Here is a 15,001-nt window from a genome sequence, read left to right on the forward strand (position 1 = left end):
CAATCTGATGAGGAAAGGCTCATGAGGAAACAAAACTACCTGGATTTTTATTTTGATCTGGATGGGATCGTTACACGACGACAGTTCTGGCTGCTTTTTGTAATACCAGTGCTTTGTATCCAGTTTATTACCGGTCTAATTCTAGAGTATAGCAACTTTAATTTCAGCGATGGCATTTGGAAGACTGCAGAAATATTTATGGCGGTCATCAGTGTACCTGTACAGTTAAGCTTAATTTGGGCTTCTGTAACCGTATGCAGCAAACGTCTCCGAAGCTCTGGATTACCCCGCCGTATGCTGATCGTTGCCCTGCCAGGCATTGGGGCAATATGGGTTTGTGCAGAGTTGTTTTTTGCTCCCAATGCAGCTAAACGCTCAGATAAAGACAAACTACTGGAGCCAGAGGATACCTTATATAATCGACCTGATATGCAGTAAGAAATTTGTGCCCAGCCTAATAACTGGGCACACTTACCCAAAATAATTAAGGTTAATATTTTTCATCATAAACTATAGTGTTAGCTAGAAAAAAGACGGACAACAACTGAACCTTTAGAAATTATATACAGACTTGCCCCCCACAATAAAGCAATACATTATAGAGCAAAAAATAGACACCCCAAATCATGGGTTAAGTAAATACTTCTTCATGACTTGGATCCAGCTATTCTCACGCAATATTATAGAAAAAAGTCAGGCAATAGTGAGCAGATTCAAGTCAGAGCTAATCGATGATTAATGGAAGTTGGTCAAACCTTTTATTCCTAATTTAAAACGAAGGAAGGGAGGACTAAAACCCATTGATAATCGAGCCTGCTTCAAAGGCATCCTCTGGTTTTTGCGTTCTGGAGCGCGATGGGAAGATCTTCCTTCACACTTTCCACCACCGAGTACATGCTTGAGAAGGCTTTAATTTTGGTAAGAACAAGGAGCTTGATTGTAGGCAGGGAGAAGATTTCTGGAACTCTTAGATCAACAGTTTTTGCTTAACTGGGAGGAGGCCTTATACGAAAGCAGCTTTGCACCATCAAAATAAGGGACATTCATAATCTGGAAAATTAAGCGAGGCAAGAGTTCAAAGTGGATAGTGATGATTGATGGAAAATTTATTCCGCTTGGAGACACTACTACTTCGACCTTACCAGCAGAAGTGAAGCCATTACCCCCATCACTTGATATTACGTATAAAAATACAAAGATTCATCGCTTTGTTTTTCATAAAACGTGGACTCCGATCCTCTTCGTGATTGCCTGTTGATTCGTGGAATCGACCTTATTTGTCCCTATAGGAAAATGGCCTCAAGGCAGAATATTAGAAAGCTCAGAAGGTATGTTCATTTTTAAAAATTTGAGTAGATTTGTTCATGGTCCGAAAATTACCGACGCTTAATTGTTAGGTGGCGGCTACATTTGTCTTCTTATCCTGATTTTTCTATATTTCATCCATGTTAATTAATTTAAAGAAGTCATGGAGCAGCTTCTAGGATGTAGCAATAGCATGCTGCAATCCTCACGGAATACTTACCCTTCATTAATTAACATGAAATCATTCCCTATACAATCAAACTAAGGAAGATATCAGAATATCTGCTCACAATATAAAACATGAGCAAAGACTATTATGAAACATAAATCACCCTTGAAACTTGACGACAAAATTAAAGGCCGCCTTCTGGACAGTGATTTACCGTGGGAATTCTCTGAATACGACTGCAGCATCAACTACTATGAAAGCAAGGACAAACAAAAAATAGCCAAAAATAAGTATACTTTCAAAGATCTACTTGGGGACTTTATTACTTTAAGCGAACCTAATGGGATTAAATATAGAGTTGGCAGCTTATCCAAAGACAATTATGAAAGCTTCTACATAATAGGAATTAACAAAAAAAATTTACTTACAGAGCTTTACAAATTAAAAATACCTAACGCCTACTCTTCAATGCCATGGTACAACAGAAATACCAAAATAAACGAACTCATAAACAAAAAGGCAATGAGCACTCTACCAGAAGAAGACAAAAGAGAAATAAAAAATAATAAAGATAGCAAAAGCTTAGGAACAATCACGGTTGACAGTTATTATGATAAGCTACGTAAAATATTGAATGGTAAAGGCAATACAACAGCAATTCTCAACCTAAACTCAAGCACACCCGAATTAATCATATATTTGGGAATTCTTCCATGTCTTCACTTTAAAAAATCTAACTCTTCAGGTAATTCCTGCCACTTTATACTCAACGGAATGGCCAACCTAATTAACTATACAAACAACAATATGAACCTTAAGTTTGAAAGAAAATCCCTATTTCAATATATATATCTATACTATTGCCAAAGAGAAGACCTAGAAAAAAAACTACACTCTTACCCAGGTAAAATTGGGTTTGACCATGAAGGAGAAAGCCACAATCCTAGAGAATTCAACTATACATTTTCCACTATAAAACTTTGTGAGAATTTACGCCGTAAAGAAATCCATCACTTGGAAGACCGTGCAAAGCTAGAATATATCTTCCACTGGAAGAAAGCACAAAAACTAAACCTGGATTATGAAATAGCTCAACTAAAGGAGATAAAAATCTTAGTCGAAAACCTAACAAAAAGTTTAGAAATAATTAATCAAAATATAATCTCAGAAAGTATGCTTCCTAAGAAAGGTAGCCCCAAGTTAAAAGACCTAACCTATATGGATGATACTGGAAGGATTTTCGATTACTTAGAAACTGCTTATAAAGCATACGCCGGCTCAGAAAGTGAAAACCAAGCAAGACTTATAGTTCTCGCTTACAAAATGAATACAAAGGTTGAAAACTTAAAATCCTGCTCAATAGAGGATATAGTTACCAAACTTAAAGAGTTTGGAGGAAACGAAAGCTTCCTGAAAGATTCTTTAGACATATTTTCTGGCACATGCGAGACCCCCTCCAGGAATTACCAACCAGAAAACAACCCCTTTTTAGACGGTTTTTTAAATCATACCCAGAAAACCAATGAAGATGAAAACCCCTCAAACCCAAACAGTAATAATGAAAATTATCCAGCCAGTAAATATGCTTGAAATTTAATCTGATGCATTTATCAAAATTTCTTACCACCATGCATCTAAACAATAGATACAGTTAGCAAAAGAAGAATTGGCTGGCAGGTTCTACGCCTACACAAATCAAATAAAAGTCGTCGATGGGTTACTGCCAGCCTTACAGAAACTAAGATGTATTTGGCGCATTATACTCTATTACCTACACCTTCTTAGGATAAGAAAGTAGATTTAAGTCAAAATTAACTGGTGAGCATTAGAAGATTAAATCCACCCTCCGAACTAACTACAACAAAAATTCACTTTCTTAGAAGATAAATTTTTCTTTGAACTTATCCCATGGTTATAGACTACGATGCAAGTATCTAACTTTACTCGATACATCAACGAAGCACTTGATGGAGAAAGCCTTAATTTTGGCAAAATTACCGAGTTTGATTATAATTTTGAAGATTTTTTTCTGGAACACCTGAATCAACAGTTTTTATTTAATCGGCAATAGATTTTTTCTAATGCATATTTACGCGATGGGCTCTAAGGCCGAGCAAACCAGACGAGATGTAAAATTTAAAATAGTTGTAGTCACATAATCGTAGAGGTATCCCACTAAAAAACACTATTACCACGACCTTATTAGATAACCCTTAAAACTAGACATCAATAGATTATTACTTTCTTACACAAGCACTTAACTATGGATACATACCATTATGACTCCTGAAATAATTAACTAAACAATATAACTTTATCTTGCTTACACTCCTCCGTCAAATTTAAACCTAAACACAAAAATTTATTACACACATTTAGAGACAGCCGCTCTAAAACTCACCCTCCGGCATTATCAATCACGCTGTTACTTTTAGCTACTTACTTATTATTGTCTTGTGCCAGCTAGGTTTTCTCCTCATCCCACTTCTAAAATTTCAAAGGTCATAAAAACATACCTTAACACACTGGGAAACGTTTCACTCTACGCCAAATGATATCGTTAATCGTACTCTCGCTGCATGCTTTATCTTACAAGGACGATGATATGCAGCAAGGGAACAAAAATCGTAACCACAATGTTGAGATTGATCATAAGAAACTACCAGATCTGATGCAGGAACTTATCGGGCTGATTGGTTACGCTGACATGTATATTCTGGTTACCACTTTTGGGGGGCAGGATGTTTACATCCCTAAATATCCGGCTAGGAGCAAGCTGATTGATATACTGCCCATCCAATCACTACAAACCCTCAGTAACTCTTATGGCGGTACCTATCTAACCCTGCCTACTTCACGACAAATTGATATTCAGGCTCGCAATCGAGAGATCTTATGCGCTCTGTATAATGGCGAATCTCGATCAGCAGTTGCCAAAAGGTTCGGAATTGGAGTAAGACAAGTAGCGAATATAAAAGCAACCGCAAAACTCAATAGATGCATCTAAAACAAAAGTATTAAAATAGTTTTACTTGAAACCTAAAATATAGAGAGTCGGTCAACTCGTAATTTCTATCTCAGCAATTAATGCCCCTAACAGGCTGTGATGGCTTACTAGCCTGCGTAAAACCAAACTAATTTATTAGCCGACTTGGCTATCAAGGCCTATCAAGATGACTCAGACACCACTAAGAAAGAGACTCTGTATAAAAAGTGGAGAGTGCCTATTGCATTTGGAAAAGCGACGTTGTTGTCAATAACCCTACTGATATACTGTTAGGCACACCCACCTACCTCAAGGGTCACCTAAAGTGAGAAGGATCTCTTTTTATACAATATTATTAGCGTTCATTTGCGCAGTCATCTCTGCTACAAGCCTCGCTGATACTTTTCTATCCCGGGGCGCGATCCCCGTAATCGACAAAATTAAGATTAGTAAGGTCGCAGGCCCTATTCCATATCCATGGGGTATAGCCTTGCTTCCTAATGGTTCTCTAATCATTACTCAACGAGATGGTAAGCTACGCACTATAACCAACAATACCCTTTCCGAGGCGATTGATTTTCCAGCGCAGGTTTTCTTTGAGGGACAGGGAGGGCTTCTGGATGTAATAGCCAGCCCAAACTTTGACAAAGATCAGCTACTGTATTTCAGTTACGCTAGTGGCAATACCGAAAGTAACCGCCTAACTATTGGCAGAGGAAGATGGCAAAGTGGCCAGCTGGTTGACTTTCAAGAGATATTCAAGGCAGCTCAAGGTAAAAAGAATAGCGCGCATTTTGGTTCGAGATTTGCCTTTCTCCCTGACGGTACCCTGCTGGCCAGTATTGGGGACGGCGGTAATCCGCCACAGGATTTTCTCGACGTCTTTGCCCGTGAGCAGGGTCAAAATCTACAAACACACTTTGGCTCAATAATCCGTATTAAATCTGATGGTTCAGTACCTGATGACAACCCCTTTGTAAATACCAAAGGCGCTCTCCCAGAGATTTGGAGTTTTGGCCACCGCAATCCTCAGGGGCTTGCTATCGACCCTGAAAGCCAGGTTATCTGGTCCTCAGAGCATGGTCCTGCAGCTGGAGACGAATTAAACCAAGTCCAAAAAGGGGCTAACTACGGCTGGCCCAGAGTAACCTTTGGTAGGGATTATCGAGATGGGTCCAACATCTCTTTCAAAATTGCCAGCCCAGAATTTACCTCTCCTTTCCTTGCCTGGATTGATACCCATGCCCCCGGCGGTCTCACAGTTTATACCGGCACAGCATTTCCACAGTGGCGTGGACACCTCCTTTCCGCTGGCCTGGTCACCCAAGACCTGCGGGTAATCAATCCGCAAGGGGATCCGCTGAATGTTGAGAGAAGAATTGTTATCGGTGAGCGGGTTCGCGATGCTGAAATCGGAGCAGATGGCAATCTCTATATCATCACCGATGGACCCCAGGGCCATTTACTTCGTATAGAGCCCGATCAGTAAACAGCCCCCTACTCCTGCACTCATTAGACCAGCAATCTTTTAATCTACTTTTCAGGGGGTATGAAGCCACCATAGAATGGTCGGCGACGAGAACAACAAGGCACTCCACCATGCGTCTAGCCCAAGCTCTGGCGGTGACACTACTCACCGCCACTTCTATCAGCTCTCAGGCAGTAACACTCATCCACAACTTCTCAGGCTATCAAACTACGGATAAAGCGCTTATTCAGTTCTCTGCCATGGCCTTCGACCAGGGCAAGGTGCTGGGAACTGGCAATATTGCCGAACTGGATAAAAAGTATCCCGATGCCGAGAGAGTGGATGCCAAAGGCAAGACTCTGCTACCCGGCCTGATTGATGCTCACGGACATATGTTAGGCCTGGGGCAACTCAATGAGTTACTGGATCTGCGCGACCAGTCTCTGGAAGGTTCTCTCGCGGCGATAAAGCGCCATGCTGAGGGGCTGGAACCAGGCCAATGGCTGCTCGGGCGCGGCTGGAACCAGGTTACCTGGCCCGGCAAGCAATTCCCCAGCCGGGAGCAACTGGATGCCCTGGAGATCGATCACCCCATCTGGTTGCGCCGGGTTGACGGCCACGCAGGCTGGGCCAACTCGAAGGCTCTACTTCTTGCCGGTATCGACAAGAGTACCCAGGCCCCCGAGGGCGGTGACATTCTGCGGGATAGCAAGGGCGAGCCCACAGGAATCTTAATTGACAATGCCATGAGCCTGTTACAAAAGGCAGTCCCCTCTCCCACTCTGACCCAAGAGAAAAAATCCCTACAGAATGCCTTTGCTACAACGCTTTCTTTGGGGCTGACCAGTGTGCACGATGCGGGTATCAAGGAGCAAACTCTCAAAGCCTATCGGGAGTTGGCCGAGGAAAATGCCATCCCGATGCGGGTGTACCCGATGCTGTCAGTCGATAGCCACAACTATGCCAAGTTGCTGAAAGCTGGCCATATCGGCAACCCCGAAGCGCGACTCTATATGCGCAGCATTAAATTATCTGCCGATGGCGCCCTGGGTAGCCGTGGCGCGGCGTTGCTGGAACCCTATCACGACCGCCCTCAGGAAAATGGTCTACTGCTCTATCCAGAGAGCAAAATGCTATCTCTACTCAAGCTGGCAACTGATAATAATTTCCAGGTGAACGTACATGCGATTGGCGATAGAGCCAACCATATAGTGCTCGATCATCTTGAAACCTTGAATAAAAAGAAAAGCCAGCAAGAATATCGTCACCGCGTAGAGCATGCGCAGGTCATTGAAGCAAAGGATATCCCTCGCTTTGCCCAACTCCACCTAATAGCCTCCATGCAGCCCACCCACGCCACTAGCGACAAAAATATGGCGGGTGACCGCCTTGGTGATAAACGCCTGATCGGCGCCTACGCCTGGCAAACACTCCTTAATCAGGGCACTCCCATCGCTGCCGGCTCCGACTTCCCGGTTGAACCCGCCAATCCCCTGTTTGGCCTTCACGCCGCAGTGACCCGTCGCGATCGCCAGGGCAATCCCAGCAAAGGCTGGCGCACCGAAGAAGCGATGACTTTAGAACAGGCTCTGCGCGCATTTACCCTGGACGCTGCCTACGCCAGCCATCAGGAGAAAGTAATCGGCAATCTACAACCCGGTAAATTTGCCGATTTTATCCTGATTGATAAGAATATTTTTGAAATAGATCCACAAGAGATCTGGCAGGTACAAGTTTTGCAGACTTGGGTTGAGGGAGAAAAGGTTTACCAACGAAATTTATAATTGGTTTGCCACTATTACCTCCCTATAAATTACTCGGTGCTTTTTTGTAAACCTCTATTAATAAGTATGCAATCTGGGCCCCATCAAAGCCCAGGTTGCATACAATACCCTTAAAAAGTGAGTTCTCAGTAGTTAATTGGCCAACTCATTGCACTTAGATTCTGGCATGAGAAATCCAGAAGTCAGCAGTCAGAGGAAAAATGAATATTAAATCAAGAGACCAACTTATCGACTTTGTAGTGGTCTAATACTTCCGGACACTTCGCTAAGATGGTAAAAACACCAAGCGAGGTGATGTATGACAACGAAAGGTACACGCCGGCAATTCAAGCCGGAGTTCAAGAAAGACGCCGTAGCCCTGGTCTCTGAGCAGGGATATTCTATTTCTAAAGCCGCAGAGGCTGTAGGAACCACTGCCAACAATCTGCGACGCTGGATAAAAGAGCTGAAGCAGGAAGAGAGCGGAGAAAGGCTGGATGTCGGCGAGCGCGCAGAATTGGACCGGTTACGACGCGAAAACAAGCAGTTGCGGATGGAGAAAGAAATCCTAAAAAAGGCCAGCGCTTTCTTTGCGAAAGAAATGAAGTAAAGTACAACTTTATTAAAGAACAGCAAGGCAGCTTTCCAGTTAGGACACTCTGCCGAGTGATGCAGGTAAATAAGAGTAGCTATTACGGGTGGTATCAGCGTAGTAATAGCTCAATAGATAGCCAGACATGGAAACTATGCCATCGTTTGAAGGCCTTATTTTCTGAATCTCGACAGAGTCTCGGAAGCCGTCGGTTAATGAAACTGTTACGCAAAGAAGGCTTTAAAATTGGTCGCTATCGTGTCCGCAAACTAATGAAAAAGCTAGGTTTGAGAGTAAAACGCAAGAAGCGATTTACACTGACGACAGACAGCAAACACCAACTACCTACCGCGGAAAACCTTTTGAATAGGGAGTTCTCACCAAGTGTTAAAAATCAAGTTTGGACTACTGATATCACGTACATCTGGACTGCACAGGGCTGGCTGTATTTGGCGGTAGTGATTGATCTCTATTCACGTAGGATTGTTGGTTGGCATCTAGATCGCCAGATGGAAACGGCCCTGGTAAGTCGTGCATTGATGATGGCTGTTAATTTGCGTACACCGCCAAAGGGTCTTCTACACCACTCTGATCGAGGCAGTCAGTATGCCAGCCATACCTACCAAGCGCAGTTGAAACAGCATGGTATGGTGTGCTCAATGAGCCGCAAGGGAAATTGTTGGGACAATGCACCGACTGAACGCTTTTTTAGCAGCCTAAAACGAGAATGGCTGACGGGAAATATCTATCCGACAAGGGAAGATGCGATAGCCGATGTGAGGGCCTATATTGCTTATTACAACTCACGCAGGATACATTCATCACTGGAGTATATAACCCCTATCGAATTTGAAAAATGTGCTTAAAGAGGTGTCCGGTTAGACTTGACCACAACACTTTGTAAATAAAGGAAATAAGGTTAAGTATCTCTACTTTTGGGGGCATCAAGAAAAAGGAAAGCAAGTCTCTAAGAGCTGCTTTAGCCAATGGTACGACTCCAAATTCAAAGAAGAAGGACATCATTTTATTACAGCTGAACACTACATGATGTATCACAAGGCCAAACTCTTTGGGGATAGCAATGCATGTAAAAAAATTTTGGCTTCACCCAATCCGGGCGAAGCCAAGAGCATAGGTCGGCAGGTTGTTGGTTTTAACCAGAATATGTGGGATAAGAAGCGATTCGATATAGTGGTTAATGCCAACCTTGCCAAGTTCTCCCAAAACATTGAACTAAAGGAGTTTCTGCTTAATACAGAGAACAGGGTCTTAGTGGAGGCCAGTCCTGTCGATAATATTTGGGGGATTGGCTTGGCGCAAGACAGTCCAAAAGCACAAGACCCGAACACCTGGAAAGGTCTCAACCTTTTAGGCTTTGCGCTTATGGAAGTGAGAGATAAGCTTCGTCTTTCTCCTGCTTAACACACTTAATTGTTATCAGGCTTGCGCATTTGCATAGCAAGCTTTAAAAAACTCAAAGTCAACTTAAAGTAAAGTAGCTTCCAAAAAAATTGAAAACGGGCAATGGAGTTATTTTAAATTAAACCTCTCCATTACCCATAAACTAACTACCTGCTAGGTGTTAGTAATCAACACTTAACCAGAGATTTTCAAAGTCAGTGTAACCATAAACAGCCACATACCAGATACCTGCTTGAGGCGCATTCACATCAATAGATTCATGGCTGCTCCAGTTTTCAGAGTAATAATCCGCATTGGTTGCCGAGACTTGTTCGCCATACTTGATATACAAGTCGGCATCACCGAGAGAACCAATAAATGATGGCCCAGTCGCAATGGAAAGCTTAGCTGCGCCCTCTGGCACCTGCACCTTAAAAGTGAGCATCTCACCCGCCTTACCATCCAAATCTGCGATTGTCTCTCCTGTTAATAGGAACTCAGATGTAGACTCCGTGAAAGAGCCCATCAAAGAAACATCTTCAAAATCCGTATAGCCCAACAGCATAACGTGCCATACACCCGCTTTCGGATTGGCGATTGAGACGGCCTCTTCATTACCACCTAAATAGGGACGATAATCATAGACTGATTCTGTTGGTTTCTCTCCAAAGCGCACGTAAAGATCCGCATCCCCAGTGCCGCCAGTCATTACAAACTTTAGGTCAGAAGCATTTTCTGGAACGGTCAGGGTGAAATGCAATGCTTCTCCAGTAGCGGCAGCCAATCCGGCAATCTGCTGTTGATTAACAAGCTCATTAGCTGGCTCTCCACCCAAATCCAGAGTCGCAGTCAAATCGACACCTTCAAAAGAACGCTCGACCGGTGATAACAGTACATACCAGCGGCCTTGCTCTGGCGAAGCAATCTGTATATTTTCGATGTTACCGGCATTTTCTGAACTGAAATCAAAATCTGTGGTACTGGGCTGACGGTTGTAAGCGACATAAACATTCATCTCGCCGCCCGTTCCCGACTCTTCTGTTTGAACAGTCAACTTTTGAGCATTTTCAGGGACATCAATATGGAATAGCTTTTCACCTTTAGCCCTTAAATCGACCCTAGGTTTACCCGAAATTAGCGTTCGCTCCGCCTCCTCATCACAAATGAATGTGCCACCACCTTTAACCGGGCTGTATTGGATATTGCCACCTTTTATCACACCATTAATTAGGGTGAGCATTTCACAAGAGTAAACATCCAATAGATTATTGGTAACATCCACATCTTTCAGGAAGGGCTTATCCAATACCCACTCAAATTTTGCTGCGTCTAAATAGTTGCCGGCAAAATTCAAGGATTCCAAGCGTTTGGGCAGCTCTGGAATCTCCGTCAGGTTTTCATTGACCGCGGTCAGATGTTTTAGATATCGAAATAGATGGATACCCTGCAGCGACTGAATTTCACCATTCCCAGGAGTCTGGATTTCCTCAACTTTTGCAGCCTCTAAACTGCTAATTTCACCGTCGTTATCGCTATCAAAATAGGCAAGTAGATAAGACTTAAATGCCGGATCAGGAATATTGATATTCACTGCGCCGTAGTGGGAAGCCGCCCCCACCTGATCACCAGCTCCGAGGTCGAAACGTTGCCCCACAATGCCATCATATTGCTCATAGCCTTTCTTTGGGACAATAGTTGCATCCCCATTAACGCTATATGCCCTGGAGGGATAGTGCATCACAGACAGGAAGTCATATTCACTGTAATTGTGTGATTGACGAATATCAAAGTTGTAGATATATGCGGGCTTTATATTTTCTTCAAGGATCATCACATATTGATCACGATCCGAACGCTGTTGTTCATGCCTCATACCAATTGCGTGGCCCAGTTCGTGAACAATAATATACTTCTCATCCCAGTTGTTCATACTGAAAAACTGCCCACCGCCGGACATTCCAACCATAGAGCGGTTTTCGCTGCCATTACGCACATAGATATAATTAGCTTGATCCGTGCGTTGCACAAACTTTAAGTCTGCAACTTCTTCCCAAACCCTGGTGGCTTCTAAGAAGCGTAGGCGGTTTTCTGCCGTTACATCCCCATAGAAATCATAATAGACAATACCTTCAGGCCATTTATTTGCTGATAGCTCAAAGGCTGACATGATACCTACTTGCTCAGATCCCTGTTGAACCAGCTCCAGCATGTCACCAGTTAACTGATAGAGTTTGCCATCGACCATCACTCTTTTTGCTGTGAATTGCTCTTCCAGTTGCGCAAATTCACTTGCAGTGAAGCTCGGAATACTAGGATTCTCTAGCTGACTTGAAGCCAGGGCTGATTGACCCATCAAGGCCAAACTTGTGGAAACCCCCAGCACTGCACCGGTTAATTTTTTCATTTTCATGTTCCTTCTCTGAAAATTTACGGATTTATAACCTAATCTGGTGTTCAAGGTTTTGAAAGACGACGTACTCACTTGATCTAAATCAAAAATTTCCATGGACCACGTCGACGCCGGCAAGAATACAGACTTTAAGTTTTTGGGTCGATAGAAAATCAAGCAAAGAAGGTTTAAAAATCATCTGCAATAGAAGAATTTTTTTTCATTATGAATTGATTATTACTGAAGTATTTCACTTACAAGAACCGAAACATTCCCGCAAGACAAAATCAGCAATAACAGGGCCATATTTCAGACAATTCAATTTGACTTGAACTCATTCATTCGGAATTAACCTAGCCCCCAAAAAGATGGTACGAAAGCAGTTAACTATTCCAAGGCCAAGCTAAACGCCAATACGGAGATTGCTTTTGCAAGAAACTATTTCAAAGTGCATTGACAGATGCTCACAAGCACCATCAAGGAAAATGTTTACATGAAAACCCAAACCCTTGGGAGAGAAATACCATTCAAAAGAAATAATGGCTATAAATAGAGACGAGGATTTCGACAGAATATCGGGGGATTTTAACGATTACACAACCAGAAATGCAGACAGGTTATATGAGCCTTAGGATATCCATCCTAAGGCCCTGTCCCCACTTGACATTCCCACTCGGCCGAAAAAAGCACACCTGATGAAATCAGCTCACCAACAAATTCTGTCGCAACTTCGAAGGAATGTGAAATAGAGTTAGCAAAAAGTTGGGCAACCCATCAAGGGCACTAAGAGGTGGCGCGCTAGGAATGGATGCTATACCGGACAAACCCAGCCCCCACTCACCATTTTCCGTAACGTTCCAGCTCGCCAGATAAAACCCTGCGCAATGGTTCCAAGTCCGCTTCAAAGTGCTTCCACTGCTCAGTGCCACTACGGTAAATGGGCTGGCGCACCTGCTCAGCGCTTGGAGTACGAACGGCGCGATCCGTACGATGAAACTGCAGGCACTCTTCGGCAAATGGCAGTCCACAAAAATCCAGGAGTCGCCGCACCTGCCCTTCCAGATCTTCAACGACCGATTCATAGTGCACACGAAGCACCTTGCCCGGTAGCACCCTGTCCCAGTGATCCATCAGGCGCACATAATCCCGATAGTGCTCACCCACTTGCTCCATGCCATAGGTGAACTCCTGCCCTTCCGCAAATAGCTGCTTAAAGCCACTGAAACAACAAGCCATGGGATGGCGACGGGCATCGATAATTTTTGCATTTGGCAGAATCAACTGAATCAAGCCAATATGACGAAAATTATTCGGCATCTTGTCGATAAACAGTGGAGCTTGGCCGCGATGAATAACGGCCTCTTCCAGATAGCGCTGACCAATCTGCCTCAGCTGATCCGCACTTAATTCATGCAAGACTGCGGGGTAGCGTGCCTGCTCGCCAGCTTGACCACGCCCCTTTAGGCGTTGAACCGCAGCCATAATATTGTGCAATTCAAAAGTGCCATCCACTTGGGGATGCGAGGCGAGAATCTGCTCCAGCAGCGTCGATCCTGCTCGGGGCAGGCCCACAATAAAAATGGGGTCAGGAGCATCACAGCCAGAGGAAGCATTCCTGGCAAAAAGCTCGGAGTTGCAGTGAGCAATTTGCAAGTCGGTATCCCTGCGGTTTTGTTCGATGCTGTACTGACACTCCTGTTGCTTGAGTGCATTACCTTGTTCATACCAGGAGAAAGAACCAGAATAATCTGCGCGATCCTCCAGAGCTTTGCCCAATGCAAAACAGAGGTGGTAGCGATCGTCACGCGCTATATCTGGCAAGCCTTGCAGCTCCCGCATACTGTCGATTTCGGCATCGGTAAAGCGGTAAGTTTTCATATTGGCCAGACTCCAATAGGCATCTCCAAAGTCCGGCTTGGCCCGATAGGCATCCCGATAGGCCTCGATGGCCTGCCCTGCTTCCCCCACGGTTTTTAAAGTGTGCCCTCGCTGCAAATGCACCCCGTGCAGATCTGGGGCCTCGGCTACCACACAATCATAAATCTCTAAGGCAGTCTGATAATCACCCACCATGGCGCTTTGTGTGGCGAAAAGTATATCGCTTTGGCGCCCCCCCTGGCCTGCTCGCAAGTGGCGGGCCTGTTCCAGCGCCGCAGCAAACTTCTGCCGCTTGCGCAGCACACCGATATAGTCGAAGCGCGCCTGGTGAAAATCAGGGTGCAGCTCCAGACAGCTTTCAAGTAAGAAGTCGGCATCATCTAGCACCCCCAATTCAGCGCCGATCAACGCCAGCAGGCGCATAGCTTCCGGATGGTGCTTGTTTTTCTGTAAAAAACTCCGGCAAAGCTGTTCGGCCTTATGAAGTTTTTTCTCATACATCAGGCTCGCGGCACTCAGTAGTGTAGGCGGCAGGTTCTGCAATCGTTGGAACTGGTGTAGGGCCTGTAAGGCATCGGCCTCCTTGCCTTGGGCGCGCAAGCCGAGCGCCAACCCTTTCCAGCTGGCATACAGTGCCGGGTTTAACTCCAGGGCGCGACGGTAAGCGCGTACCTGTTCGGCAAAATTTTCCTGCGCCGAAAAGTTATGGCCGCACTCCTGATACGCTCGAGCATGACTACCATCTCGCTCCAACAATTGCCCAAGGGTCGCCAGGGCGCCGTCAATCTCACCCGAATACCTTAGGCTAACCGCCAGTAGGTAGTAACCCTCAATGTCGCTGGGGTATTGCTCCACCAACTCTTTTGCCATGGACGCCGCGGCAGAGAAACTTTTCTGCTTCAGAGCGCTACGGATTTTTTGACTGAGTTCGGTTTGGCCACCCTGCAACGGAGAAGTTTCGGATTGCGAAGAATTAGACTGCGATGACAAAAGATTTTTCTCTCTAAGCCGTAAAAATGCGAGCCGCTACACCGACCACCAACGTAGCAG

9 protein-coding genes and 1 pseudogene are annotated in these 15,001 nt (G+C 44.5%); 8 read left to right on the forward strand and 2 right to left on the reverse strand.

From position 1 onward, the window contains the following. The first annotated feature begins 21 nt into the window (after window positions 1–21). The 8 genes and pseudogenes from FIU95_RS11870 to FIU95_RS11905 form a co-directional block, all read left to right on the forward strand. Complete coding sequence (locus tag FIU95_RS11870) at window positions 22–438, forward strand: hypothetical protein (RefSeq protein ID WP_152453979.1); 417 nt, start codon at window positions 22–24, stop codon at window positions 436–438. A 307-nt stretch (window positions 439–745) separates the two neighbouring features. After that, a complete protein-coding gene (locus FIU95_RS21745) occupies window positions 746–913 on the forward strand; it encodes a transposase (protein ID WP_152453980.1) in 168 nt (55 codons plus the stop codon). A 708-nt stretch (window positions 914–1,621) separates the two neighbouring features. Beyond that, on the forward strand, window positions 1,622–3,064 hold the full coding sequence (locus FIU95_RS11880; RefSeq protein WP_152453981.1) for a hypothetical protein: 1,443 nt from the start codon (window positions 1,622–1,624) through the stop codon (window positions 3,062–3,064). Window positions 3,065–4,079: 1,015 nt separating this feature from the next. Next, window positions 4,080–4,481: a hypothetical protein gene (locus FIU95_RS11885; protein WP_152453982.1), complete on the forward strand. Its 402-nt coding sequence runs from the start codon at window positions 4,080–4,082 to the stop codon at window positions 4,479–4,481. A 304-nt stretch (window positions 4,482–4,785) separates the two neighbouring features. Next, window positions 4,786–5,949 (forward strand): PQQ-dependent sugar dehydrogenase, encoded by a 1,164-nt coding sequence (locus FIU95_RS11890; RefSeq protein WP_152453983.1) that lies wholly within the window; start codon window positions 4,786–4,788, stop codon window positions 5,947–5,949. A 110-nt stretch (window positions 5,950–6,059) separates the two neighbouring features. After that, entirely contained in the window at window positions 6,060–7,712 is a 1,653-nt protein-coding gene (locus tag FIU95_RS11895; RefSeq protein WP_152453984.1) for an amidohydrolase, read from the forward strand. A 298-nt stretch (window positions 7,713–8,010) separates the two neighbouring features. Next, window positions 8,011–9,149 (forward strand): IS3 family transposase gene (locus tag FIU95_RS11900; RefSeq protein WP_152453787.1). Its coding sequence is split into 2 segments (ribosomal slippage): window positions 8,011–8,260 and window positions 8,260–9,149, totalling 1,140 coding nucleotides; the frame shifts between segments, so codons are not numbered across the junction. 73 nt (window positions 9,150–9,222) lie between these two features. Then, window positions 9,223–9,705: pseudogene (locus FIU95_RS11905) on the forward strand (NADAR family protein); the annotation flags it as partial. Between the two features lie 160 nt (window positions 9,706–9,865). Here FIU95_RS11905 and FIU95_RS11910 read toward each other — a convergent pair. After that, window positions 9,866–12,190 carry a pre-peptidase C-terminal domain-containing protein gene (locus FIU95_RS11910; protein ID WP_152453985.1) on the reverse strand — a complete coding sequence of 775 codons (2,325 nt, stop codon included), beginning with the start codon at window positions 12,188–12,190 and terminating at the stop codon, window positions 9,866–9,868. Window positions 12,191–12,910: 720 nt separating this feature from the next. Then, window positions 12,911–14,821 (reverse strand): tetratricopeptide repeat-containing sulfotransferase family protein, encoded by a 1,911-nt coding sequence (locus tag FIU95_RS11915; protein ID WP_152453986.1) that lies wholly within the window; start codon window positions 14,819–14,821, stop codon window positions 12,911–12,913. Between the last annotated feature and the right edge of the window lie 180 nt (window positions 14,822–15,001).

The organism is Microbulbifer sp. THAF38, from assembly GCF_009363535.1.
Lineage (GTDB): Bacteria > Pseudomonadota > Gammaproteobacteria > Pseudomonadales > Cellvibrionaceae > Microbulbifer.

Bases quoted from the DNA above. Each gene is read 5' to 3' on its own strand.
- FIU95_RS11870 (WP_152453979.1), top strand. From the start codon at position 22: ATGAGGAAACAAAACTACCTGGATTTTTATTTTGATCTGGATGGGATC.
- FIU95_RS11880 (WP_152453981.1), top strand. From the start codon at position 1,622: ATGAAACATAAATCACCCTTGAAACTTGACGACAAAATTAAAGGCCGC.
- FIU95_RS11885 (WP_152453982.1), top strand. From the start codon at position 4,080: ATGCAGCAAGGGAACAAAAATCGTAACCACAATGTTGAGATTGATCAT.
- FIU95_RS11895 (WP_152453984.1), top strand. From the start codon at position 6,060: ATGCGTCTAGCCCAAGCTCTGGCGGTGACACTACTCACCGCCACTTCT.
- FIU95_RS11910 (WP_152453985.1), bottom strand. From the start codon at position 12,190: ATGGAAATTTTTGATTTAGATCAAGTGAGTACGTCGTCTTTCAAAACC.
- FIU95_RS11915 (WP_152453986.1), bottom strand. From the start codon at position 14,821: ATGGCAAAAGAGTTGGTGGAGCAATACCCCAGCGACATTGAGGGTTAC.